The organism is Planctomycetota bacterium (assembly GCA_035574235.1).
Lineage (GTDB): Bacteria > Planctomycetota > MHYJ01 > MHYJ01 > JACPRB01 > DATLZA01.
Genome location: DATLZA010000143.1, coordinates 1 through 20,236, shown reverse-complemented (window position 1 = coordinate 20,236; position 20,236 = coordinate 1). Strand labels below are relative to the sequence as shown.

23 protein-coding genes and 1 pseudogene are annotated in these 20,236 nt (G+C 69.2%); 9 read left to right on the top strand and 15 right to left on the bottom strand.

The window, feature by feature from the left end; genetic code table 11:
- Positions 1 to 56: 56 nt before the first annotated feature.
- From VNO22_13075 to meaB, 9 genes are all read right to left on the bottom strand, one after another.
- Positions 57 to 359: a hypothetical protein gene (locus VNO22_13075; protein HXG62307.1), complete on the bottom strand. Its 303-nt coding sequence runs from the start codon at positions 357 to 359 to the stop codon at positions 57 to 59.
- A gap of 58 nt (positions 360 to 417) precedes the next feature.
- Positions 418 to 1,275 (bottom strand): hydroxymethylglutaryl-CoA lyase, encoded by an 858-nt coding sequence (locus tag VNO22_13070; GenBank protein ID HXG62306.1) that lies wholly within the window; start codon positions 1,273 to 1,275, stop codon positions 418 to 420.
- Positions 1,272 to 1,652, bottom strand: a complete 381-nt coding sequence (locus tag VNO22_13065) for a biotin/lipoyl-containing protein (protein ID HXG62305.1) — start codon at positions 1,650 to 1,652, stop codon at positions 1,272 to 1,274. The genes VNO22_13070 and VNO22_13065 overlap by 4 nt, the downstream gene beginning before the upstream one ends.
- Positions 1,649 to 3,094 carry a biotin carboxylase N-terminal domain-containing protein gene (locus VNO22_13060; protein ID HXG62304.1) on the bottom strand — a complete coding sequence of 482 codons (1,446 nt, stop codon included), beginning with the start codon at positions 3,092 to 3,094 and terminating at the stop codon, positions 1,649 to 1,651. The genes VNO22_13065 and VNO22_13060 overlap by 4 nt, the downstream gene beginning before the upstream one ends.
- Positions 3,091 to 3,858, bottom strand: a complete 768-nt coding sequence (locus VNO22_13055; GenBank protein ID HXG62303.1) for an enoyl-CoA hydratase-related protein — start codon at positions 3,856 to 3,858, stop codon at positions 3,091 to 3,093. The genes VNO22_13060 and VNO22_13055 overlap by 4 nt, the downstream gene beginning before the upstream one ends.
- A 2-nt stretch (positions 3,859 to 3,860) precedes the next feature.
- Entirely contained in the window at positions 3,861 to 5,468 is a 1,608-nt protein-coding gene (locus tag VNO22_13050) for a carboxyl transferase domain-containing protein (protein HXG62302.1), read from the bottom strand.
- A gap of 62 nt (positions 5,469 to 5,530) precedes the next feature.
- Positions 5,531 to 5,962, bottom strand: a complete 432-nt coding sequence (locus VNO22_13045) for a cobalamin B12-binding domain-containing protein (GenBank protein ID HXG62301.1) — start codon at positions 5,960 to 5,962, stop codon at positions 5,531 to 5,533.
- 9 nt (positions 5,963 to 5,971) lie between these two features.
- On the bottom strand, positions 5,972 to 7,582 hold the full coding sequence (locus tag VNO22_13040; protein ID HXG62300.1) for a methylmalonyl-CoA mutase family protein: 1,611 nt from the start codon (positions 7,580 to 7,582) through the stop codon (positions 5,972 to 5,974).
- Positions 7,579 to 8,511: a methylmalonyl Co-A mutase-associated GTPase MeaB gene (gene meaB / locus VNO22_13035; protein ID HXG62299.1), complete on the bottom strand. Its 933-nt coding sequence runs from the start codon at positions 8,509 to 8,511 to the stop codon at positions 7,579 to 7,581. The genes VNO22_13040 and meaB overlap by 4 nt, the downstream gene beginning before the upstream one ends.
- A gap of 143 nt (positions 8,512 to 8,654) precedes the next feature.
- On the opposite strand from meaB, the gene nadD reads away from it, so the two are divergent.
- The 4 genes from nadD to VNO22_13015 are packed head-to-tail and all read left to right on the top strand — an operon-like array spanning position 8,655 to position 12,455.
- A complete protein-coding gene (gene nadD / locus VNO22_13030; GenBank protein HXG62298.1) occupies positions 8,655 to 9,233 on the top strand; it encodes a nicotinate-nucleotide adenylyltransferase in 579 nt (192 codons plus the stop codon).
- Positions 9,230 to 10,012 carry an ABC transporter permease gene (locus tag VNO22_13025; protein ID HXG62297.1) on the top strand — a complete coding sequence of 261 codons (783 nt, stop codon included), beginning with the start codon at positions 9,230 to 9,232 and terminating at the stop codon, positions 10,010 to 10,012. Before nadD ends, VNO22_13025 begins: the two co-directional genes overlap by 4 nt.
- Before the next feature lie 56 nt (positions 10,013 to 10,068).
- Positions 10,069 to 10,833 carry an ABC transporter ATP-binding protein gene (locus VNO22_13020; protein HXG62296.1) on the top strand — a complete coding sequence of 255 codons (765 nt, stop codon included), beginning with the start codon at positions 10,069 to 10,071 and terminating at the stop codon, positions 10,831 to 10,833.
- A complete protein-coding gene (locus VNO22_13015; protein ID HXG62295.1) occupies positions 10,830 to 12,455 on the top strand; it encodes an MlaD family protein in 1,626 nt (541 codons plus the stop codon). Before VNO22_13020 ends, VNO22_13015 begins: the two co-directional genes overlap by 4 nt.
- A gap of 15 nt (positions 12,456 to 12,470) precedes the next feature.
- Here the strand turns inward: VNO22_13015 and ruvB are convergent, their stop codons facing one another.
- From ruvB to VNO22_12995, 4 genes and pseudogenes are all read right to left on the bottom strand, one after another.
- Positions 12,471 to 13,472, bottom strand: coding sequence for a Holliday junction branch migration DNA helicase RuvB (ruvB, locus tag VNO22_13010; protein HXG62294.1), 1,002 nt, complete (start codon positions 13,470 to 13,472; stop codon positions 12,471 to 12,473).
- Positions 13,473 to 13,614: 142 nt separating this feature from the next.
- A pseudogene (gene rplS, locus VNO22_13005) lies at positions 13,615 to 13,953 on the bottom strand (50S ribosomal protein L19).
- Positions 13,954 to 13,967: 14 nt separating this feature from the next.
- Positions 13,968 to 14,675 (bottom strand): tRNA (guanosine(37)-N1)-methyltransferase TrmD, encoded by a 708-nt coding sequence (gene trmD / locus VNO22_13000; protein ID HXG62293.1) that lies wholly within the window; start codon positions 14,673 to 14,675, stop codon positions 13,968 to 13,970.
- A gap of 90 nt (positions 14,676 to 14,765) precedes the next feature.
- Entirely contained in the window at positions 14,766 to 14,888 is a 123-nt protein-coding gene (locus VNO22_12995) for a hypothetical protein (GenBank protein ID HXG62292.1), read from the bottom strand.
- Positions 14,889 to 15,158: 270 nt separating this feature from the next.
- Here VNO22_12995 and VNO22_12990 point away from each other — a divergent pair, with 270 nt between their 5' ends.
- Both VNO22_12990 and VNO22_12985 read left to right on the top strand, forming a co-directional pair.
- Positions 15,159 to 15,533, top strand: coding sequence for an Hsp20/alpha crystallin family protein (locus VNO22_12990; GenBank protein HXG62291.1), 375 nt, complete (start codon positions 15,159 to 15,161; stop codon positions 15,531 to 15,533).
- Between the two features lie 148 nt (positions 15,534 to 15,681).
- On the top strand, positions 15,682 to 16,263 hold the full coding sequence (locus tag VNO22_12985; protein ID HXG62290.1) for a riboflavin synthase: 582 nt from the start codon (positions 15,682 to 15,684) through the stop codon (positions 16,261 to 16,263).
- A gap of 3 nt (positions 16,264 to 16,266) precedes the next feature.
- Here the strand turns inward: VNO22_12985 and VNO22_12980 are convergent, their stop codons facing one another.
- Together VNO22_12980 and VNO22_12975 are read right to left on the bottom strand one after the other, a co-directional pair.
- On the bottom strand, positions 16,267 to 18,027 hold the full coding sequence (locus VNO22_12980) for a hypothetical protein (GenBank protein ID HXG62289.1): 1,761 nt from the start codon (positions 18,025 to 18,027) through the stop codon (positions 16,267 to 16,269).
- Complete coding sequence (locus VNO22_12975; GenBank protein ID HXG62288.1) at positions 18,024 to 18,533, bottom strand: MogA/MoaB family molybdenum cofactor biosynthesis protein; 510 nt, start codon at positions 18,531 to 18,533, stop codon at positions 18,024 to 18,026. The genes VNO22_12980 and VNO22_12975 overlap by 4 nt, the downstream gene beginning before the upstream one ends.
- Before the next feature lie 121 nt (positions 18,534 to 18,654).
- Here VNO22_12975 and VNO22_12970 point away from each other — a divergent pair, with 121 nt between their 5' ends.
- From VNO22_12970 to VNO22_12960, 3 genes are all read left to right on the top strand, one after another.
- Positions 18,655 to 19,191: a sigma-70 family RNA polymerase sigma factor gene (locus tag VNO22_12970; protein ID HXG62287.1), complete on the top strand. Its 537-nt coding sequence runs from the start codon at positions 18,655 to 18,657 to the stop codon at positions 19,189 to 19,191.
- A 75-nt stretch (positions 19,192 to 19,266) separates the two neighbouring features.
- Positions 19,267 to 19,686 (top strand): hypothetical protein, encoded by a 420-nt coding sequence (locus tag VNO22_12965; protein ID HXG62286.1) that lies wholly within the window; start codon positions 19,267 to 19,269, stop codon positions 19,684 to 19,686.
- A gap of 17 nt (positions 19,687 to 19,703) precedes the next feature.
- Positions 19,704 to 20,234, top strand: coding sequence for a hypothetical protein (locus tag VNO22_12960; GenBank protein ID HXG62285.1), 531 nt, complete (start codon positions 19,704 to 19,706; stop codon positions 20,232 to 20,234).
- Positions 20,235 to 20,236: the final 2 nt, after the last annotated feature.

The following is a 20,236-nucleotide window of genomic DNA, read 5'->3' as shown; positions in this document are numbered from 1 at the left end:
CCCCTCAGCCTCCCTATTCAACGACCGGCGGGCGCGGATCGTTCCGCCGCGCCCCTTTACCCGATCCCGAAATTCCGCGGATCGAAGGCGCCGGCCCGGGCTCCATCCATCTGATCGATCCGGTCCATCAGGTCCTCGAGCTCCGCCTTCGTGCAGATCTTCTTGGCCAGAAGCATCTCGACGAGCGTCCGGCAGACGAGAGAGACGTACCCGATCTCGAACTCCAGCTGGGTCATCGGATCGGACGCCTTCGGACCCTTGAAGTCCTCGTAGGCCTTGCGGTCGTCCATCTCCTGGTCGATCCTGCTGAACCGGCCGGAATCGAGAAGATTGTGGAGAAAGTAGCGCCCCAGTCCCATCGTGTCCTCCCTGCGATCGTAGGTCCCGCACTATATCCGATGTGTCCCCGACGCTCCATCACTCCGCGAGCGCCCGGCCGACCGCCGGCGCGATGACGGCCCGCGCCCGCGCCAGCGCCTCCAGGTCCACCCCCACCTCGTCCCCCGCGGCCCGCAGGGCGCGCACCACCGCCTCGGTCGCCACGTTGCCCGAGGCCCCCGGGGCGTACGGGCAACCGCCCAGCCCCCCCGTGCTCGCGTCGAACGTCCGCACGCCCCGCCGCCGCGCCTCAAGCACGTTGGCCACCGCCCGCCCGTAGGTGTCGTGGAAATGCACGGCCAGCATCTCCACCGGCACCCGCCCGGCCAAAAGCCCCAGAAGCTCCGCCACCTCCGGGGGCGAAGCTTTGCCGATGGTGTCGCCGATCGAAAGCTCCGCCACCCCGAGATCCTTCAGGCGAAGCGCCACCTCGAGCGTCTTCTCCGGCTTCACCTTCCCTTCGTAGGGACACCAGAAGGCCGTCGAAATGTAGCCGCGCACGGGAACCCCGTCCCGCCGCGCCTCCGCCAGGACCGGCCGGAAGCGCTCCAGAGACTCTTCGATCGAGGCGTTGACGTTCCTTCGGTTGAACGTCTCGCTCGCCGCCGTGAAGACCGCCACCTTGTCCGCCCGGCAGGCCCGCGCGCGCTCGTAGCCCTGGAGGTTCGGAACGAGCGCCGAGTAGACCACGCCCGGGCGACGCGCGATCCGCCGGAAGACGTCCTCCGAATCCGCCAGCTGCGGCACCCACTTCGGAGAGACGAACGCCCCCGCTTCGATCTCGGGAAGGCCCGCCTGCGAAAGCGCGTTCACGAACGCCACCTTGACGTCCGTGGGAATCGCGGCGGCTTCGTTCTGCAGCCCGTCGCGCGGCCCGACCTCCACGATGCGGATCACGACGTTCCTTCCGGCGCGGCCCCCAAGGTCACCAGGGTCGCCCCTAGATCCACCAGCTCCCCTTCCCTGCAACGGACGGACTCCACGGTCCCATCCCTCGGCGCGACCAGGCGGTACTCCATCTTCATGGCCTCCAGAACGACGAGCACCTCGCCCGCGGCGACCTTCCGCCCCGGCGCGGCCGCCACCCGAATCACCTTGCCCGTCATGGGGGCGCGCACCTCGTTGCCCCGCGCCCCGGCGCTTCCGACGGCCTCGCGCCCCTCCGGCCCGAAATAGCGCGCCCCGCCGGGCCAGCCGACCCACACGCCCGGACCCGACCGCGCCACCGCCAGACGGACCCGGCGCCCCTCATGCTCGAAAACGATCCAGTTCACGATCCCACCCGGAAAGGCCCCATCGTCGCCCACGGCGAGTGCAGGTCGCTCGGCCCTCCGCCGGCTTCCCCCGACGGCGCCGCCAGTACCCGCCGCGCCGCCTCCGCCGCCTCTGGCGGCACCGGCGGCTCGGGCCATGCGGCCGCCTCGAGCGTCGTGGTAAAGGTCTCCCCGCGGACGAACACGTCGCTTTCGAGCACCGAGAGGAGAAACGACAGGTTCGTGACCACCCCCAGAAGCACGGTCTCCCGCAGCGCCTCGATGAGCCGCCGCCGCGCCGTCTCCCGATCCTTTCCCCACGCGACGAGCTTGGCCAGAAGGGGATCGTATCGCGTCCCCACGCGGCTCCCTTCCCGGATGCCCGCGTCCACCCGCAGGCCGGGGCGATGCGGAAAATGAAGCCCGAGGATCTTTCCGGTCTGCGGCAGAAAGCCGCGGTACGGATCTTCCGCGTTCAGGCGCGCCTCGATGGCGTGCCCGCGCGGAGCGGCGGGGGACGGCAGCCGCGCTCCCTGAGCCAGCTCGATCTGCGCCCGGACCAGGTCGATTCCGGTCACGAGCTCGGTCACCGGATGCTCGACCTGCAGGCGGGTATTCACCTCCAGAAACCACGCCCGGCCGTCGGATCCCACCAGGAACTCCACCGTTCCGGCGCTCCGGTATCCCACGGCGCGGGCGAGCTTCACGGCCGCCTCGAACATCTCCTGCCGCGCCCGCTCGGAAAGCGCCGCGCAGGGAGCTTCTTCGATCACCTTCTGATAGCGCCGCTGGAGGCTGCATTCGCGCTCCCCCACGGCCACCGCCTCGCGCCCGTCGGCCAGGATCTGGACTTCCACGTGCCGCGCGGGACTCAGGTATTTTTCCAGAAGCAGCCGGTCGTCTCCGAAGGCCGCGGCCGCCTCGCGCCGGGCGGACTCGAAGGCCTCGGGCATCTCGTCCGCGCGCTCCACGCGCCGCATGCCGCGCCCGCCCCCTCCGCCGGCCGCCTTGAGGAGCACCGGATACCCCACCCGCGCGGCCGCCTGCTCGGCCGCCGCCGGCGCGTCCACCTCCCGCGCGCCGGGAAGCACCGGAATCCCGAGCCCCTCGGCCGTCCGGCGCGCCGCGCGCTTGTCCCCGAGCGCGGCCATCGCCTCCGGCGGCGGCCCGATGAACACGATCCCCGCGTCGCGGCAGGCGCGCGCGAAGGCGGCGCTCTGGGACAGAAACCCGTAGCCGGGATGCACGGCCTGCGCGCCCGAACGCCGCGCCGCCGCCACCATCGCCGCCGGATCCAGATACGCCTCCGGCCCCGGCACCATCACGATCTCGGACGCCAGATCCGCGTGCGGCTCGTCCTCCTCGCCGGCCGCCACGACCGCCACGGAGGGCAATCCCATCTCCCGCAGCGCGCGCAGCACGCGGCAGGCGATCTCCCCCCGGTTGGCGACGAGAACCTTCATACCCAGCGGGGCTTGCGCTTCTCCAGGAACGCCGTCAGCCCCTCCTGCGCCTCCGCCCCCGCCCGCAGCCGGGCGATGAGCCGCACCGTATGCTCGATCGCCCGGTCGCGCGGGAGCGCGGGCGCCTCCCGGAGAAGGCGCTTGGCGGCGGCCACCGCCTCCGGACCCGCCTGAAGGATCTCGGCGACCAGCGCGTCCACGCGGGCGTCCAGCGCGGCCGGATCGGCCACCTCATGGACGAGCCCCATCTCACGGGCCTCGCGCGCCCCGAAACGCTCGCCGGTCAGGAAATACCGCCGCGCCGCGCTCAGTCCGATCTTGGGAAGAACGAACGTGGAGATGACCGCCGGGATGAGCCCCAACCGAACCTCCGTGAATCCGAAAACCGTCCCCTCGGCGGCCACCGCCACATCGCAGGCGGCGACGAGGCCGCTTCCGCCCCCCAGGGCGGCTCCGTGCACGCGGGCGACAACGGGACACGGGCACTCGTCCACCGCGCGCAGCATCGCGGCCAGGGTCGAGGCGTCGCGGACGTTCTCCTCCTCCGTGTACGACCGGCTCTTTTTCATCCACGCGGCGTCCGCCCCCGCGCAGAAGGCCGGCCCCTCCCCCGAAAGCACCACGGCGCGGATGGAGGAAGGAAGCTCCCCGAACGCTCGGGCCAGCTCCGCGATCATGACCTCGTCCAGGGCGTTGCGGGCGTCCGGGCGGCGCAGCGTCAGGCGCGCCACGGAATCCCGAATCTCGACGGCGACCGTCTTCATCGTCACATCCGGAACACGGGGGCCCGCCCCGGCTCCACCGGAGCGTTCAGACAGGCGGAAAGCGCCAGCGCCACCGCGCGGCGGGTCTCGGCGGGATCCAGAAGGCCGTCGTCCCACAGCCGCGCCGTCCCGTAGTACGGATCCCCTTCGCGCTCGTACTGGGCCAGCACCGGATCGGCGATCGCGCGGGCTTCGTCTTCGGAGAGCGTCTTTCCCTCCCGGGCGAACTGGTCGCGCTTGACCTGCACGAGCACGCGGGCAGCCTGCTCGGCGCCCATGACGGAGACGCGCGAGTTCGGCCAGGTGAAGAGAAACCGCGGGCCGTACGCCCGGCCGCACATGGCGTAATTGCCCGCCCCGTGCGAGGCGCCGATGATGACCGTGATCTTGGGAACGCCCGCCGTGGCGACGGCCTGCACCATCTTGGCGCCGTCCTTGGCGATTCCCCCCTGCTCGTAGCGCTTTCCGACCATGAATCCCGTGATGTTCTGGAAGAAGAGGAGAGGAATCCGCCGCTGGTCGCACAGCTCGATGAAGTGGGTCCCCTTGAGAGCGCTCTCGCTGAAGAGGACGCCGTTATTGGCCAGGATCCCCACGGGGTATCCCCACCAGCGGGCGAATCCGCAGACCAGCGTGGAGCCGTAGTTCTCCTTGAATTCGCGGAAGCGGCTGCCGTCCACCAGGCGCGCGAGCACCTCGCGCACGTCGAACGGGTGGCGCAGATCGGACGGCAGGATCCCGTAGATCTCCTCGGCCGGATAGAGGGGCTCTTCGGGAGGCGCCAGATCGAGCTCGACGCGCTTGACCGTGTTCAGTCCGGCCACGATCGCGCGGCACCGGCGCAGGGCGTCTTCCTCGTCCTCGGCCAGGTGGTCGCAGACGCCCGACACGCGGGCGTGCATCTCGCCGCCGCCGAGTTCCTCGGCCGTGACGTCCTCGCCGGTGGCGGCCTTCACGAGAGGCGGCCCGCCCAGGTAGATCGTGCCCGCGCCGCGGACGATGATGTTCTCGTCGGACATGGCGGGCACATAGGCCCCGCCCGCGGTGCACATCCCGAGCACCACGGAGATCTGGGGGACTCCGCGCGCCGAAAGGAGCGCCTGGTGGTAGAAGATGCGCCCGAAGTGGTCCCGGTCGGGAAAGACCTCCGCCTGGAGCGGAAGGAACACGCCTCCGGAGTCCACAAGGTAGATGCACGGCAGGCGGTTTTCGAGGGCGATTTCCTGGGCCCGCAGGTGCTTGCGGATCGTCTCGGGGAAATAGGTGCCGCCCTTGACGGTCGCGTCGTTGGCCACCATCATGCACTCGCGGCCCGCGACACGGCCGACGCCGGTGACGAGGCCCGCCGAAGGCACTTCGTTCCCGTGCCGGTCCCAGGCGGCCAGGGGGGAAAGTTCCAGAAACGGCGTCCCGGGGTCGAGCAGCCGTTCGATCCGCTCGCGGGGCAGGAGCTTTCCGCGCTTGCGGTGGACCGCCACGGCGGCCTCGGGTCCCCCGCGGCGGACCTGGGCCAGGCGCTCGCGCAGCCGCCGGGCGAGGGCGCGATGGTGGCGTTCGTTGGCCTGGAACTCGGGGGACGTGCGGTCCACGCGGGAGCGCAGGATGTCCACGGGAGTAGTCTACTCCTCGCCGCGCCGCGCGGCAACGAACCGCCGGTGCGGGCGACGCCGCCTTATCCCCTCCGAGCCGCCTGGGGGCGGCGCCGGCCGATCTCCTCCCGAAGATACTGAACGATCTCCCGCGTGTCCGTGCCGGGACCGAAAAGGCGCCCCACCCCCATCTTCTGAAGCTCTTCGGCGTCCTCCGGCGGAATGATCCCGCCCCCGCACAAAAGCACGTCGTGCAGCCCCTTGGCCCGCATGAGGGAAAGAATCTCCGGAAAGACCGTCATGTGCGCGCCCGAGAGGATCGAGACACACACCGCATCGGCGTCCTCCTGAAGCGCGGCGTTCACGATCGCCTCGGGAGTCTGGTGGAGGCCCGTGTAAATCACCTCGAAGCCCGCGTCCCGCAGCGCCGCGGCCACCACCTTGGCCCCCCGGTCGTGCCCGTCCAGGCCCGGTTTGGCGACGATGACCCGATACCTGCGCTCCCCGTCCGGCATCCGACCTCCCTACCAGTAGGTGGGCGGCTCGCGCCATTCTCCGAACTCGGCGCGAAGAACGTCCACCATCTCGCCCAGCGTCACCCCGGCCCGCGCGGCCTCCAGGAACCGCGGCATCAGGTTGTCCCCGCCCCGCGCGGCCGACCGGATCCCCTCGAGCGCCCGCGCGGCGGCCGCCGCGTTTCGCCGCGCCCGCACGGCGCGCACCCGCTCGATCTGATCGCGCTCGACGGCCGGATCGATCTTGAGAATCGGAATCGGACGCTCCTGGGGCTCCACGTAGTCGTTCACCCCCACCACGAGGTAGCGTTTTTCCTCCACGTCCTTCTGGAACTCGTAGGCCGCGCGGGCGATCTCCCGCTGCGGGTACCCCTGCTCGATCGCGGCGATCATCCCGCCCCGCTTTTCGATCTCCTCGAAGATCCGGCCGCACTCCTCCTCGAAGCGGTTCGTGAGGAATTCCACGAAGTACGATCCGGCCAGAGGATCGATGACGTCGGCCACTCCGGTTTCGTACGCCAGAATCTGCTGCGTCCGGAGCGCGATTTTGACCGCCTCCTCGGACGGGAGCGCCAGCGCCTCGTCCATCGAGTTCGTGTGGAGCGACTGCGTGCCGCCGAGGACGGCCGCCAGAGCCTCCAGCGCCGTGCGCACGATGTTGTTCTGCGGCTGCTGGGCGGTCAGCGAGCAGCCCGCCGTCTGCGTGTGGAACCTCAGCCGCCAGCTCTCCGGATTCCGCGCCCCGTAGCGCTCCCGCATCCGGCGCGCCCAGATCCGCCGCGCCGCGCGGAACTTGGCGATCTCCTCGAAGAAGTTCATGTGGGCGTTGAAGAAGAACGACAGCCGCGGCGCGAACCGGTCCACCGGAAGGCCCGCCCGCATCCCGAACTCCACGTACGTGAAGCCGTCCATGAGCGTGTAGGCCAGCTCCTGAAGCGCGGTGCTGCCGGCCTCCCGGATGTGGTAGCCCGAGATGGAAATCGTGTTCCACTTGGGCACGTGGTCGGCGCAGTACGCCATTACGTCCGTGACGATCCGCATCGACGGAAGCGGCGGGAAGATCCACTCCTTCTGGGCGATGTATTCCTTGAGGATGTCGTTCTGGATCGTGCCCCGCAGGCGCTCCGGAGCCACCCCCTGCCGCTCCGCGGCGGCGATGTAAAAAGCGAGAAGGATCGCCGCCGTGCTGTTGATCGTCATGGAGGTCGAAACCTCCCCGAGCGGAATCCCCTCGAAGAGCGTCTCCATGTCCTCCAGCGTGCAGACGGCCACGCCCTCGCGCCCCACTTCCCCCCGGGCGCGCGGGTGGTCCGAATCGTAGCCCATGAGCGTCGGCATGTCGAAGGCCACCGAAAGGCCCGTCTGGCCGTGCTCCAGAAGGTACCGGAACCGCCGGTTCGTGTCCCGGGCCGTGCCGTAGCCCGAGAACTGCCGCATCGTCCAGAGCTTGCCCCGGTACATGTCCCGGTACGGGCCGCGGGTGAACGGGTACTCCCCGGGCCGCCCGAGATCGCGCTCCGGATCGAAGTCCCCCAGATCCTGCGGCGTGTAGACCACCTTGTCGGCGGGCACGATCGTGCCCGGGAACCGCGATCGGGCCGGCCGCTCGGAGGGCGTCATCGCAGAGCCTCCTGGAGAAGCTCCTGGGCGGCCTGGTAGGGCGAGCGCCGGCGCGCCAGGACCTCGCGGGCGCCCTCCTCCAGCCGCCGGGCCCCGCCGCCGTCCCAGAGGCTCCGCTGCACGAGGAACTCCGCGATCTGCCGGATGCGCGTCTCCATGTTCCGGCGGCGCCGCTCCTCGAAGCCGCCGTCCGCGCGCCGCGCCGCGACGAACGCGTCGATCGCGGCCACGAGCTCCCCGATGCCCCGGCCGCGCGCGGCCTCGGCCAGAAGGATCGGCACCTCCCGGCGGGGCCGCAGCCCCAGCTCGAACGCCGACCGAAGATCCTGCTGCAGCCGCTCCGCCCCCGGACGGTCCGCCTTGTTGACGACGAGAAGATCCGCAATCTCCAGAAGGCCGGATTTCAGGGCCTGGATGCCGTCGCCCGACTCCGGCGACAGAAGCACCACCACGACGTCCGCCGCGCGGGAGACCTCGATCTCCGACTGGCCCACGCCCACCGTCTCGATGAGAACGATCGTGCAGCCGGCGGCGTCGAGGATGTCGGCGGCGTCCTGGGTGGCCCGGGCGAGCCCTCCTCCGGCCCCGCGGGTGGCCATCGAGCGGACGAAGACGTCCCCGCCGGCGGACGCCTTGGCCATGCGGACCCGGTCCCCGAGGAGGGCGCCGCCCGTGAAGGGGCTCGTGGGGTCCACGGCGAGGATGCCGACCTTCTCGCCCCGGGCGCGGTAGGCGGCGGAAAGCTCGTCCAGCGTGGTGGATTTCCCGACGCCCGGAGGTCCGGTCACCCCGACGCGCAGCGCCCGGCCCACCCGGGGGGCGATCGCGTCCAGCAGAGCGCGCCCCTCGGGGGCGCCGTTTTCGACGAGGGAAATGGCCTTGCTCACCGCCAGGGAATCGCCCCGGAGCACCTCGTCCGCCAGCGGCATGCGACCGCACTATAGCACAGGCCGCAAAGCCTTTGCAAGGCCGCCTCCGGAAGGATATAAGGGCCTCCGGACCTTCAAGGAACCGAACCGCGGGCGAATCCCCATCCGGAGGACGCGGTTCGGCTTCCTGAACGAGGAGGACCATGCCGCGCCGACCTCGGCTGGGGATCTTGGGAGGGAGTTTCAATCCGATCCACCACGGGCATCTCATCGTGGCCACACGGGTGGCGGAAGCCCTGGACCTCGAGCGGGTGCTGCTCATCCCGGCCGCCGTCGCGCCGCTCAAGGATCCCGGCGCGCTGGCCCCCGCGCGGGATCGCTGGGAGATGCTGCGGCGGGCGATCCGGGGCAACCCGCTCTTCGAAGCGTGCGACCTGGAACTCCGACGGGGCGGACTGTCGTACACGGTGGATACCCTGCGTGAGCTTCACCGGCGCCGGCCGGCCGACTACCGGCTGATCCTCGGGGCCGACGCGGCCCGTCTCCTGCCGCGCTGGAAGGAGGCCGCGGAAGTGGTCCGGCTGGCCCGGCCCGCGGTGGCCGCGCGTCCGGGGCACGGAACGGTCCCGGGATTGCCGAAAAAGGATATAGTAGAAGTGCCGCTCCTGGAGATCTCGGGGACCGAGATCCGGGACCGGGTCCGGCGGGGCCTGTCCATCCGTTACCTCGTGCCGGACGCCGTGGAGCGGTACATCCGCCGCAGGGGACTGTATCGCCGATGACGGCCGCGATCGCCAAGGCCCAGCACTGGTTCGAGGAGACCTGCGCCGGGGCGGGCTACACGCTGGATCTCCTCTTCCGCGCGACGCTCCGGCTCACCCAGGTGGGCCGCAAGCGCCGGGAGATCCTCCAGCAGCTCGCCCGCTGTGCGTTCGGAAGCCTCCCGGTCGTCTTCATCGTGGCGCTCTTTACCGGAATGACGCTGGCCCTCCAGACGGGCAACCAGCTGCAGCGGTTCGGGCAGGAAAGCACCCTGGGCTACATCGTCGCCGCCGCCATGTGCCGCGAGATGGGCCCCGTGTTCACCGCGATCGCCCTGGCGGGCCTGGTGGGCTCCACGTTCGCCGCCGAAATCGGCACGATGAAGGTGTCCGAGGAGGTCGACGCGCTCGAGGTCATGTCGATCGACCCCGTCTACTACCTCGTCATGCCGAGGCTTCTGGCCCTGGCTCTGGCCGCGGTGGTTCTGACGATCTACGCCGACGCGATCGGCATCCTCGGCGGAGCGCTCATGGCCAAGGCCACCTTCCAGGTGGATCTTTCGATCTTCTTCAAGAACGCGCGCGACGTTCTGGAGCTCAAGGACGTCTACGGCGGTCTGCTCAAGGCGCTCGTCTTCGGGACGACGATCGCGATCGTGGCCGCCGGCCAGGGCCTGCGCGCCGAGCACGGGGCCGAGGGGGTGGGCCGGGCGACCCTGCGCGCGGTGGTCATCGGCTTCATCTGCGTGCTGGCCTTCAATTATTTCCTCACGTGGATCCTGTATAAACTAGAGTGGTGAATCTCGACGAAGCGTCCCGGGTCCCCCACCCCGCGCCGGTGAGCGCCCGCGCGCTTCTGGCCGCGCCCGCGATCGAGTTCCAGGACGTGGTCAAGACGCTCGGCGGCCGCCGGGTGCTCGACGGCCTGACGTTCGCGGTCGAACGGGGTGAAACGTTCTGCATCATCGGCGGCTCGGGGACCGGCAAGAGCGTCACCCTGAAACACATCGTGGGGCTTCTGCGGCCGGACCGGGGCTCCGTGCGGATCGACGGCGTGGACATCGCCCGCTCCCCCAACGGCGCCCTTGAGGAAGCGCGCAGGAAGATCGGGTACTGTTTCCAGGGGGCGGCGCTTCTGAACTCGATGAGCGTCTTCGAGAACGTGGCGCTGCCCCTGCGCGAGCACGAGCGCCTGCCCGAGGCGGAGGTCCGTCGGCGCGTGATGGAAAAGCTCGCCCTGGTGGGCCTGGCGGACCACGCCGACAAAATGCCCGCGGAGCTTTCCGGGGGCATGAAGAAACGCGCGGGCCTCGCCCGGGCGCTCATCCGCAATCCGGAGATCGTCCTCTACGACGAGCCCACGGCGGGCCTGGACCCCGTGAATTCCGCCGTCATCAACGATCTCATCCTGGATCTCCAGAAGAAGCTCGGCGTCACGTCCGTCCTCGTGACCCATGACATGCCGAGCGCCTTCCGCGTCTCCAACCGGATCGCGTTCCTCCTCAACGGGCGGGTCGCCAAATGCGGCCCCCCCGAGGAGTTCCGATCCAGCGACGATCCCGTGGTCCGCCAATTCGTGGACGGTCTCTCCAAGGGACCCCTGACCGAGGGCCGCCCGTGAACCGAAACGTCTGGCTCGGCTTCCTGTTCCTGGCGGCGCTCATCCTCCTGGCCTTCGCGACGCTCGTCGTGGGAGAGCTGCCCTTCGGCCGCCGCTACGCGCTCCGGGTACACTTCGAGCGCGTCCAGGGGCTCCGCAAGGGGGACGACGTCCGGGTGGAAGGCCTCCGCATGGGGCGCGTGGAGGATCTCGAGCTGCATCCGGACCGCGGCGTCGTCGCCACGATGACCCTGGACCGCCCTCTGACGCTCTATTCCGACGCCCGGATCGCGGTGGAGTCCTCCTCGGTCCTGGGCGGAAGCTACGTTTCGATCCTGCGCGGCTCCCGGGAACCCCGCGTGCCGGTGGACGAGCGGACGGTCCTCACGGGAGAGGCCCGCCTGGGCCTCGAGGAGATCGGCTCGCTCGTCGATGAGAACCGCGAGAACGTCCGCGAGCTCATCCGGAATCTCCGCGAAATCACCCAGACGATCAAGGAAGGCCCCGGCACGGTCCACAAGCTCCTGGCCACCGACGAGCTTCATCGCAAGGCGGTGGGCGCGCTCGAGTCGATCGAAAAGGCCGTGGACAAGCTCCAGGAGCGGCTGAGCTCGGAATTCATCGACGCCGCGCTCGACAACGTGGCGCAGGCGACGGCCAACCTGCGGGAGGCGACCGAAGCCCTCCGCAAGGGGGAAGGCCCCCTCGGGGCGCTCCTCCACGACCGGGCGATGACGGAGCGTCTCCAGAAGACCCTGGAGCATGTGGAAAAGGCCGGCCGGAACATCGAGGCGATCACCGCGCGCATCCAGTCCGGCGAGGGCCCCCTCGGGACGCTCGTGCACGACAAGGAGATGGGCGAGCGGCTCAAGCGCACGGTCGAGAACGTCGAAAAGTCGAGCGAATCGCTCCGGACGATCACGGAGCGCCTGGAGAACGGCGAAGGCACCGTGGGCAAGCTCCTGCAGGACGACGAGCTCTACGAGCAGGCCAGGCAGGCGCTGCGGGACGTGGACCGCGTGCTCGGCCGCGCCGCCCGGTCGGTCGTCGAGGTCGCCGCGGACTCGAAGTTCTACGACGAAAGCCACATGCAGATCTCGCGGCTCGGCATCCGCATCACGCCCAGCGAGGACAAATATTTCTTCGTCGGGGCGGCGTTTCTCTCGCTCGACCCCGAAGGAGACGTCGTCTACGAGGCCCTCCTCGAGGACGGCGACGCGGACACGATCATCCGGCCCGACGTCCAGGCCGCGTACCGGATCCCCTGGTTCCTCGACCGCCGGCTGGCGGTGCGCGGGGGTCTCCTCGAGGGCAAACCCGGGGGCGGCGTGGAATTCACGTGGGACGACTGGCTCCTCTTCCGCCACCCCGTCGAGTTCGTCTTCGAAGGGCGGGACGCCTACAACGACGTGGATCAGGAGGACATCGACGAGCGGATCGACGGTCCGGTGCTTCGGTTTTTCGTGAAGACCCCTCTGTGGACCCGCAAGGAGAGCTGGGTGGAGCTTCTCCTGAGCACGGTGCGCCTCTACGGCGGCGTCAACCGCATCGGTGAAGATCCCGAGTTCCTGGTGGGGCTCGGGCTGGAGTGGCCGGACGAGGACCTGCGCACGCTGGTGAGCCTCATTGGGCTGGCGCGATAGCCGCCGCGGCGCGGGTCAGAAGAGCCTTTTCTGCGGTTCGGGGGCCCCCTCCAGGTTGAGATGACGGTGCGCCTTTTCCGTGGCTTTGCGGCCGCGCGCCGTGCGGACCAGAAAATTCTGCTGGATGAGGTAGGGCTCGTAGACCTCCTCGATCGTATCCTCCTGCTCCCCCACCGCCACCGCCAGCGTCTTGAGCCCCACGGGACCGGGATGGCTCACGAGGGTCCGAAGGATCCGCCGGTCCATCTCCTCCAGCCCGACCTCGTCCACCCCCAGCATCGCCAGCGCCTCCTCGGCCACCGGCCGGGTGATGCGATTGCCGGACTTCACCTGAGCCAGGTCCCGCACCCGCCGCAGGTATCGGTTGGCGATCCGGGGCGTGCCGCGCGATCGCTCCGCGATGAGCCGGGCGCTTTCGTCGTCGATCTGGGTCCCGAGAAGGCGCGCCGAACGCTTGAGGATCTCGATCAGATCCTCGACGGGGTACCACTCCAGCTTCTCCAGGATCCCGAACCGGGCCCGGAACGGTTCGCTGAGGAGGCCCTCGCGCGTGGTCGCTCCCACGAGGGTGAACTTCTTGAGCGGAAGCGTGATCGTCTTGCCCGCCAGGCCCGTCTCCATGGCGATCGAGACCGTGAAGTCTTCCATCGCCGAATAGAGAAATTCTTCGACGTCCGGAAGCATCCGGTGGCACTCGTCGATAAAAAGAACGTCCCCCTGCTGGAGCTTGGTGAGCGTGCCGACGAGGTCCCCGGGGCGCTTGAGGACGGGGCCCGACGTCGTGTGCAGCTGAGCCTTCATCTCGAAGGCGATCAGGCGCGCCAGGGTGGTCTTCCCGAGGCCGGGCAGGCCGCTGAACAGGACGTGATCGAGGGCCTCTTTGCGCTTGCGGGCGGCCTTGATGGCGATCTGGAGGTTCTGAACGGTCTTGCGTTGCCCGATGAATTCGCCGAAAGAAGCGGGGCGGAGCGCGTCCTCGAATTTCGCGTCGCGCTCGTAGGGACCCGGGCCGGCCATGGGGCCTGATTCTAAAGGCCGCCCGTCCCGAAAGCAAAGGCCTTCACTTGGCGGGGGCCGGCTTCTCCTTGGGCGTCTCGGAGGCGGCCGGGGCGGCGCCCTCCGGAGCCGCGGGCGCGGGAGCCTCTTCCTTCGCGCCGCCCAGCTTCTCCTCCACGCGCGTGGCGCGGCCGACGCGCTCGCGCAGGAAGTGGAGTTTCGCCCGGCGCACCTTGCCCTTCTTGCGGACGACCACGTCCACGACGCGCGGCGACTGAAGCGGGAAAATGCGCTCGACGCCTTCGCCCTGGACGATGCGGCGCACCGTGAAGGTCTCGGAAAGGCCCTGGTGGCGCTTGGCGATCACCGTGCCGCTGAAAATCTGAATGCGCTCCCGGTCTCCCTCGATGATCTTGACGTGCACGTCCACCGTGTCGCCCACGTCGAACTTGGGCGTCTTCTTGCGCAGCCAGTCCTTTTCGATGCCGTCGAGCGCTCGCATGGCAGCCACCATCGTCATACGGTTCCTTGAGTCCCTTCCGCCCCCGGATCCAGGAGGTCCGGCCTCCGGGCCTTCGTGCGTTCCTCCGACGCCCGCCGCCGCCACCGGGCGATCTCCGCGTGATCGCCCGAAAGGAGCACCCCGGGCACCTTCATCCCGCGGACGTCCGGCGGCCGCGTGTACTGCGGGTACTCCAGCATCCCCTCCGAGAACGACTCTTCGGCGAGCGAACCGGGCGCTCCCAGCACTCCCGGAATCAGCCGGACCACCGAGTCCAGCACGACCATCGCCGGAATTTCGCCGCCCGTCAGGACGTAATCGCCGATCGAAAGCTCCAGCGGGGCCAACCCCTGGCTGACCCGCTCGTCGAAGCCTTCATAGTGACCGCACAGAAGAATCAACCCCTTCTTCCGGGACAGCTCCCGCGCCAGGGTTTGCGTATACCGGACGCCCCCCGGCGTCAGAAGGACCAGGAGCGACTCCTCGCGGCCGTTCCTCCGCAGATGTTCGACCGCCTCGAAAACGGGTTCGGCCATGATCACCATGCCGGGGCCGCCCCCGTACGGCGGTGCATCCACCTTCTTGTGACGCTCCCGGGAGAAGTCGCGCAGGTTGATCAGGTTGACCCGAACCTTGCCCTCCTCCTGCGCGCGCCTCAGGATGCTCTCGCCCAGGACCCCCTCGAACATCCGGGGGAAAAGCGTCACCACGTCAATGATCATGCCCACCTCGGTACGGCTGCGGTGTGCACCCTGCGAAGGGAGCAACTATTATCTCTATCGACCCCGATCGGTCAAGGCTTTTTATGGCCTTCAACCGGCCACGCAGGAACCCATCGCCGCCGCCAAGGCCAGAAACCCCGCCGCCGCCAAACTGAACACCAACAACCACACCCCGCAGCCCAGAAGCGAAATGAAAGAATCACCTCGCTCCATGCCCGCCTCCTTTATCCTCCCGCTTCCCCTGCAATCCGCATACCTTCGCGTCCGACAAGCCTATGACCTTCGCCCCCAACGCCTTCTAAGAGAGAGCGACCGCAAAACGCTGCCACTTTGACACCCCCCGCGCGGCCGGGTCCTCTCTTCAACGCAACCGCTTCGAAAAAGAACGGTTGCGCCCGGCGGCGAGAAAATCGCTGGCACGCTGCTTGCACTTTCCCAAGCGGACGAGTTGACTCCGCGAGGGTCTGTGGAAGGAGAGCTGTTATGGCGCGAACGCTTTTGGACCGTCCCGCTTACACCGCCCACACCCCGGCATGGTCTCCGCCCGTGGACGTCGCCGAAACGGACGACGAAATCCTCGTGCGGATCGAGATCCCCGGCGTGGACCCGGAGAGCCTTCTGGTCACCGTTTCCCGCAACGGACTCGTGGTGGCCGGAGAGAAAAGGGAACCCGACTACGGCCGTCCGGGCGCGGTCGTGAAGCTGGAGCGACGCTTCGGCCCCTTCCGCCGGCTCATCCCCCTGCCGCCGTCGGCCGATCCGGATCGCGTCCACACCACCTGCGCCGACGGAGTTCTGACCGTACGCTTCGCCAAGATCCCCTCCTCGGTCCGGCGGCGCATTCCGATATCCGTTTGACCGGCCCAAGGGGCCTTCCTCCGGAACCTCCCTCTCCTTCCCGCGGGCGCCGACCTCCGGCCCCCCGCCGGAGCCCCCGGCGCCCGCGGATTGCGCGTCCGGTTTTCCGCGTGCACGCCGCCGGGGGTGTGTATAAAATGATGCCCCCATGTTCACAGGAATCGTGGAGCGGGTCGGCCGGGTGATCCGCCCCGGCCGTCGACTGGTGGTCCAGACGGGTTTCCCCGACCTCGTCCCGGGCGAAAGCGTGGCCGTCAACGGCGTCTGCCTGACCGTCGCCCGGCTCCAGGACGATCAGGCGGGATTCGATCTGGTTCCCGAAACCCTCGCCCGTACCAACCTGGGGCGGCTCCGCCGCGGATCCCCCGTCAACCTCGAACGCGCCCTCCGGCTCGGCGAACGTCTCGGCGGCCACATCGTCCAGGGCCACGTGGACGGCACCGGACGCGTCCTGGACGTCCGTCCGCTTCTCAAGATCGGAACGCCGCTGGCTTCGGAACTCGTGCCCAAAGGATCGATCGCGGTGGACGGCGTGAGCCTCACCGTCGTGGACGTGGAGCCCGACGCCTTCACCGTCGCGCTCATCCCGACCACCCGCCGCCGGACCACGCTGGGACGGCTCAAGAAGGGCGACCTCGTCAACCTCGAGCTCGACATTCTCGCGAAGTTGGCTCGGCGCCGTTCCCCCTCCCGCATCACCCGGGAATGGCTCAAGCGCGCCGGCTTCTGAAGCTCACCGGAACGCCGCCGCCGCCCGAAACGACATTCCGCGGGGCCCGGAACGGGACTCGAACGCGAACCACTTGAAGGCGTCGAGAAATCCCAGACGCGCCCGGAGCGCCTCCTCCTCCTCCCGATATTTCTGCCGCTGCCGCTCGTAGAAAAGCTGATCCACCTCCGGCGGCGGAAGCGCGCGCCCCTGCTCCCGCAGCTCCGTTTCGATCTCCTGCCGCAGCACCGGCCCCGGCAAGCGCGCGTCCACGAGAAACTGCGCCGCCGGCCCCAGGAGACCGTCCAGGGACTCCCGGATCGGCCCCGCCAGGAACACCCCGCCCGCCCCGTCCGGCTCGACCACGAACCCGTGCCGCCCCAGCTCCCGCCGCAGCGCCCGGAAATGCGCCTGCTCCGTCAGGCTCCCCGCTTCCCCCAAAGCGACGCGCACGACCGCCTCCGTGAAGGCCAAATTGTTCCCCAGGACGAACGCGTCCCGAACCGCCGCGTAGCACGGCTGAAGAATTTCGTCCGCCGGAAGCGCCCCCGGAGGAGCCCAGGAGTGAATCGCCACGTCCCCCACGACGTGCTCCTGCAGAGGCCGCTGCTCGATGAACTTCCCGCCGATCCGGCGAATGACTCCGTCGAGCGCCTCGACCGCCCGCCGCGGCTCCCGACTCGGACAAATCAGCGCCACCGCCGGGAACACCCGCGTATCGCCGACGCCCCCCGTCACCACCGTCATCCCCGGCTCCAGAAGCGGAAGCACGGTCGAGGCGAACTTCCCCACCTCGTCGAGCGTCTCGAACGCCTGCCGGAGATTCTTTGCCGAACCGCCGAGCCCCTTGAGGCCCGCGTGCAGATCCGACAGCCCCGCGCGGTGCGCCAGGACCCCCGAGCCTCCCGCCGGAGCCCACGCGGCCCGCGCGTGCGGCGCGGGTTCCCCACCCACCGGCCGCGCCCCCGCGAGCGTTCCCTCCACGACCAGCGCCTCCTCGCGCAGATCCGCGGAAACCGTCAGCGCCCGGGTCCCCTCCGCCCCCAGGACCCCTTCCACCCATCCGAACTCCCGCCGCAGGGATTCCAAAGCCGGCGAGCCGTCGAATTCCACCGTAAGTTCGAGAGGCGCCCCCGCCTCCCGCGGCGTTCCCGCCCGGGCGAGCGCCCGAACCAGAAATGCCTTGTCCGTACTGGCCAGCGCCAGCCGCCCCGCGAAGGCGACGTAGATCGCCCCCCGACCTTGCCGTACCTTCAGCAGCTTCCTCCCGCCTTCCTCCTCGGAGGGCAGAACCCAGGACGCAAACGGCGCCGCCAGGTAGAGCGTCCAGGGAAGCCGGACCACGCCGAGCCCCTCCGGAGCACGACCCGGCGTCCCCATCTTCAGCGCTCCGACGGCGTCCCGGCCTGCGATCCACAGGAGACGGCGCAGCCCCTCCGCCGTCCCCTGCCGGCGGTCCTCCAGATCATCGAGCGTCGGAAGCCCCGCTTGGCGAAGGGTTTCGTTGATCGCCCCCCGAATCGCCGGGTGGCGCAGGAGCCGCCGCCGGATCGCCCGCCAGGCGACCGTCCCCTCCATCCGTTCGAGCTGCGCCTCCAGGTCCCGGGCGCGAAAGACCACGTTCGCCTCGCGCGGCACGTAGAGCGCGGGGTCCCCCTCGGCGCCCCAGTACTGGACCGTCCGACCGACCCCGTAGAGAAGCGCCGCTCCCAGCGGAAGGGCCGCGACGGCGATCCCGATCTTCCAGCCCCAACGCCGCGCCCGGTACCATGCCCAAAGGCTCATGCGTACCGCCGCAGCTCCCAGAGGAGATGTTTGAGTTCGTTCATGAGGATCCCTTCCAGCCCCAGCCGAACCGCGCCCGTCGAGCCCGGAAGGGCCACCACGATGCGGCCGGCCGACGTAACCCCGAGAAGCGCCCGGGAAAGAATGGCCGCCGTCCCGATCTCCCGCGCCGACATCGACCGGAACAGCTCCCCGAACCCGGGAAGCTCCTTCTCGACCAGCGGGCGCAGCGCTTCCACCGTCACGTCCTTGCGGCTGGCCCCCGTCCCGCCGATCGTGACCACGAGATCCGCCTCGCGCAGCGCTTTCTCGGCCGCCTCGGAAATCTTCTTGCGCTCGTTGGGCACCTGCGCGTGCTCCACGACCGTGTGGCCGAACTTGCGGAAGATCTCGAAGGCCTCCTTTCCCGAGGTGTCCGTCTCCGGCGTCCGGGTGTCGCTCACCGTGAGGATGGCCACCCGAGCGCTCTCCTGGTCGGCCTGTTCCCGATGATCGCGTGCGCCCATGGATCCCTCCTCTTTTCAACGATTCCCCGCTCCCGGCGATGGGTCCGGCGACCGACCCGGATGATAGCGGCGCCTCGCGAGCGTTGACAATGGGAGAAAAGGCCCCTTAGACTCGGCGTCGGTGGCCGACCCGGAAACCGACCTCATGCTCCGCGTCAAGGCGGGCGACGCGGCCGCCCTGGAGGAACTGTATCGCCGCTACGAGCGGCCGCTTTTCAACTACCTCTTCCGGCTTTCCGGAAACCGCGCCCGCGCCGAGGATCTCCTCCAGGAAACCTTCCTGCGCGTCTGGCGCGCCGCCCGGCGCTATGTCCCTTCGGCCAAAGTCTCCACCTACCTCTTCCACATCGCTCACAATCTTTTCGCCAACGATGCGGCCAAGCGTCGTGAAAGCCCCCTCCCCGACGTGAACGGCGCCATCTCCGAAGCCCCCGAACCCGACCTCGACCGCCGCGACACGCACCTCGCCCTCCTCCAAGCGCTCAAGACCCTCCCGGAAGGCGAACGGGCCTGCCTGCTCCTGGCCGAATACCAAGGCCTCAAATACGACGAGATCGCCGAAATCCTCGGCATCCCCGAGGGAACCGTCAAATCCCGGATTTTCAACGCCTTGCGACGCCTGAGGAAAGCGCTGGAGCCCCCCGCGGGCGCTCCTTGAACCGGCTCCCCCGCCCCGGTAACATGATCTATGCCGGGTCGTCTAACCCTCGTAGGTTTTGCGGGGAGGACTGCCATGCGGAAGGCTCTGATCCTGACCCTGTGCGGCTCCCTTCTCCTGGGAGGGTGCGTGGCGTACGAACACCGCTCCTACGATCCCGGCGTCACCCCCGTCAGCCACAACGAAGTGGTTGCCATGACCCGGGCGGGATACTCCGAAGCCGCGATCCTCGAGCGGATTCGAAAGGACGGCGTGGAACGCCGCCCGACGGCCGACGACATCGTCGCCCTCAAGGAACAGGGGGTTTCCAGCGCCGTCCTCAACGCGCTTCTGGAGGCGCCCGTCACGGTTCCCCGCCCCGCCCGGGAGACCCGGACCGTCGTATATGATTATGAGCCCGCGATCCTGGTCGGCGCGGCGGCCGTGTTCGGGTACGTTCTGGGCCGCCATTCGCGGACCCGGGTCCATGTCCATACGGCTTATTGCGTGCATTAAGTCGGGAGGAGGGAACGATGAGAATTCCGAAGAAAGCCCTGCTGAGCCTGGCGTTCCTGGCCGGGCTTCCCTTGGCCGCGGCGGCCGACGTCGGCAAGGATGAAATCAAGAAGCTCGTCGCCGCCGGCGTCTCCGACGACGTGATCCTGTCCTACATCCGCGCTCACGGTCCGGTGGCCAGAATGTCCGCCGACGACCTCGTGGAGCTCAAGCAGGCCGGCGCCAGCGAGCGGGTTCTCGGCGCGCTCGTGAATCCCCAGGCCGCCCCGGCCCCCGCGCCCGCCCCGGAACGGACGGTGGAACGCGTCGTCGAGCGCCCCGTGTACGTGCCGCAGACCACCTACGTCTACGTCCCGAGCTACAGCACCGTCTGGTGCGGGACGCACTACCGGTACGACACGTGCGTGACGTATATCACGCCCTACTCTTCCACGACGTACTGCTACCCGACCTATCGGTATTACTGGTCCTATCCGTCGGTGGGTTTCTCGTACTACCGGTTCGGACGGCATACCGGATGGGGGGTGCGTTACGGCTGGTGCTGGTAGAC

Coding starts and splice junctions, on each gene's coding strand:
- VNO22_13075 (HXG62307.1), bottom strand. CDS start 359: ATGGGACTGGGGCGCTACTTTCTCCACAATCTTCTCGATTCCGGCCGG.
- VNO22_13060 (HXG62304.1), bottom strand. CDS start 3,094: ATGAAGGTTCTCGTCGCCAACCGGGGGGAGATCGCCTGCCGCGTGCTG.
- VNO22_13055 (HXG62303.1), bottom strand. CDS start 3,858: ATGAAGACGGTCGCCGTCGAGATTCGGGATTCCGTGGCGCGCCTGACG.
- VNO22_13045 (HXG62301.1), bottom strand. CDS start 5,962: ATGCCGGACGGGGAGCGCAGGTATCGGGTCATCGTCGCCAAACCGGGC.
- VNO22_13040 (HXG62300.1), bottom strand. CDS start 7,582: ATGACGCCCTCCGAGCGGCCGGCCCGATCGCGGTTCCCGGGCACGATC.
- meaB (HXG62299.1), bottom strand. CDS start 8,511: ATGCCGCTGGCGGACGAGGTGCTCCGGGGCGATTCCCTGGCGGTGAGC.
- nadD (HXG62298.1), top strand. CDS start 8,655: ATGCCGCGCCGACCTCGGCTGGGGATCTTGGGAGGGAGTTTCAATCCG.
- VNO22_13025 (HXG62297.1), top strand. CDS start 9,230: ATGACGGCCGCGATCGCCAAGGCCCAGCACTGGTTCGAGGAGACCTGC.
- ruvB (HXG62294.1), bottom strand. CDS start 13,472: ATGGCCGGCCCGGGTCCCTACGAGCGCGACGCGAAATTCGAGGACGCG.
- trmD (HXG62293.1), bottom strand. CDS start 14,675: ATGATCATTGACGTGGTGACGCTTTTCCCCCGGATGTTCGAGGGGGTC.
- VNO22_12995 (HXG62292.1), bottom strand. CDS start 14,888: ATGGAGCGAGGTGATTCTTTCATTTCGCTTCTGGGCTGCGGGGTGTGG.
- VNO22_12990 (HXG62291.1), top strand. CDS start 15,159: ATGGCGCGAACGCTTTTGGACCGTCCCGCTTACACCGCCCACACCCCG.
- VNO22_12985 (HXG62290.1), top strand. CDS start 15,682: ATGTTCACAGGAATCGTGGAGCGGGTCGGCCGGGTGATCCGCCCCGGC.
- VNO22_12980 (HXG62289.1), bottom strand. CDS start 18,027: ATGAGCCTTTGGGCATGGTACCGGGCGCGGCGTTGGGGCTGGAAGATC.
- VNO22_12975 (HXG62288.1), bottom strand. CDS start 18,533: ATGGGCGCACGCGATCATCGGGAACAGGCCGACCAGGAGAGCGCTCGG.
- VNO22_12965 (HXG62286.1), top strand. CDS start 19,267: ATGCGGAAGGCTCTGATCCTGACCCTGTGCGGCTCCCTTCTCCTGGGA.
- VNO22_12960 (HXG62285.1), top strand. CDS start 19,704: ATGAGAATTCCGAAGAAAGCCCTGCTGAGCCTGGCGTTCCTGGCCGGG.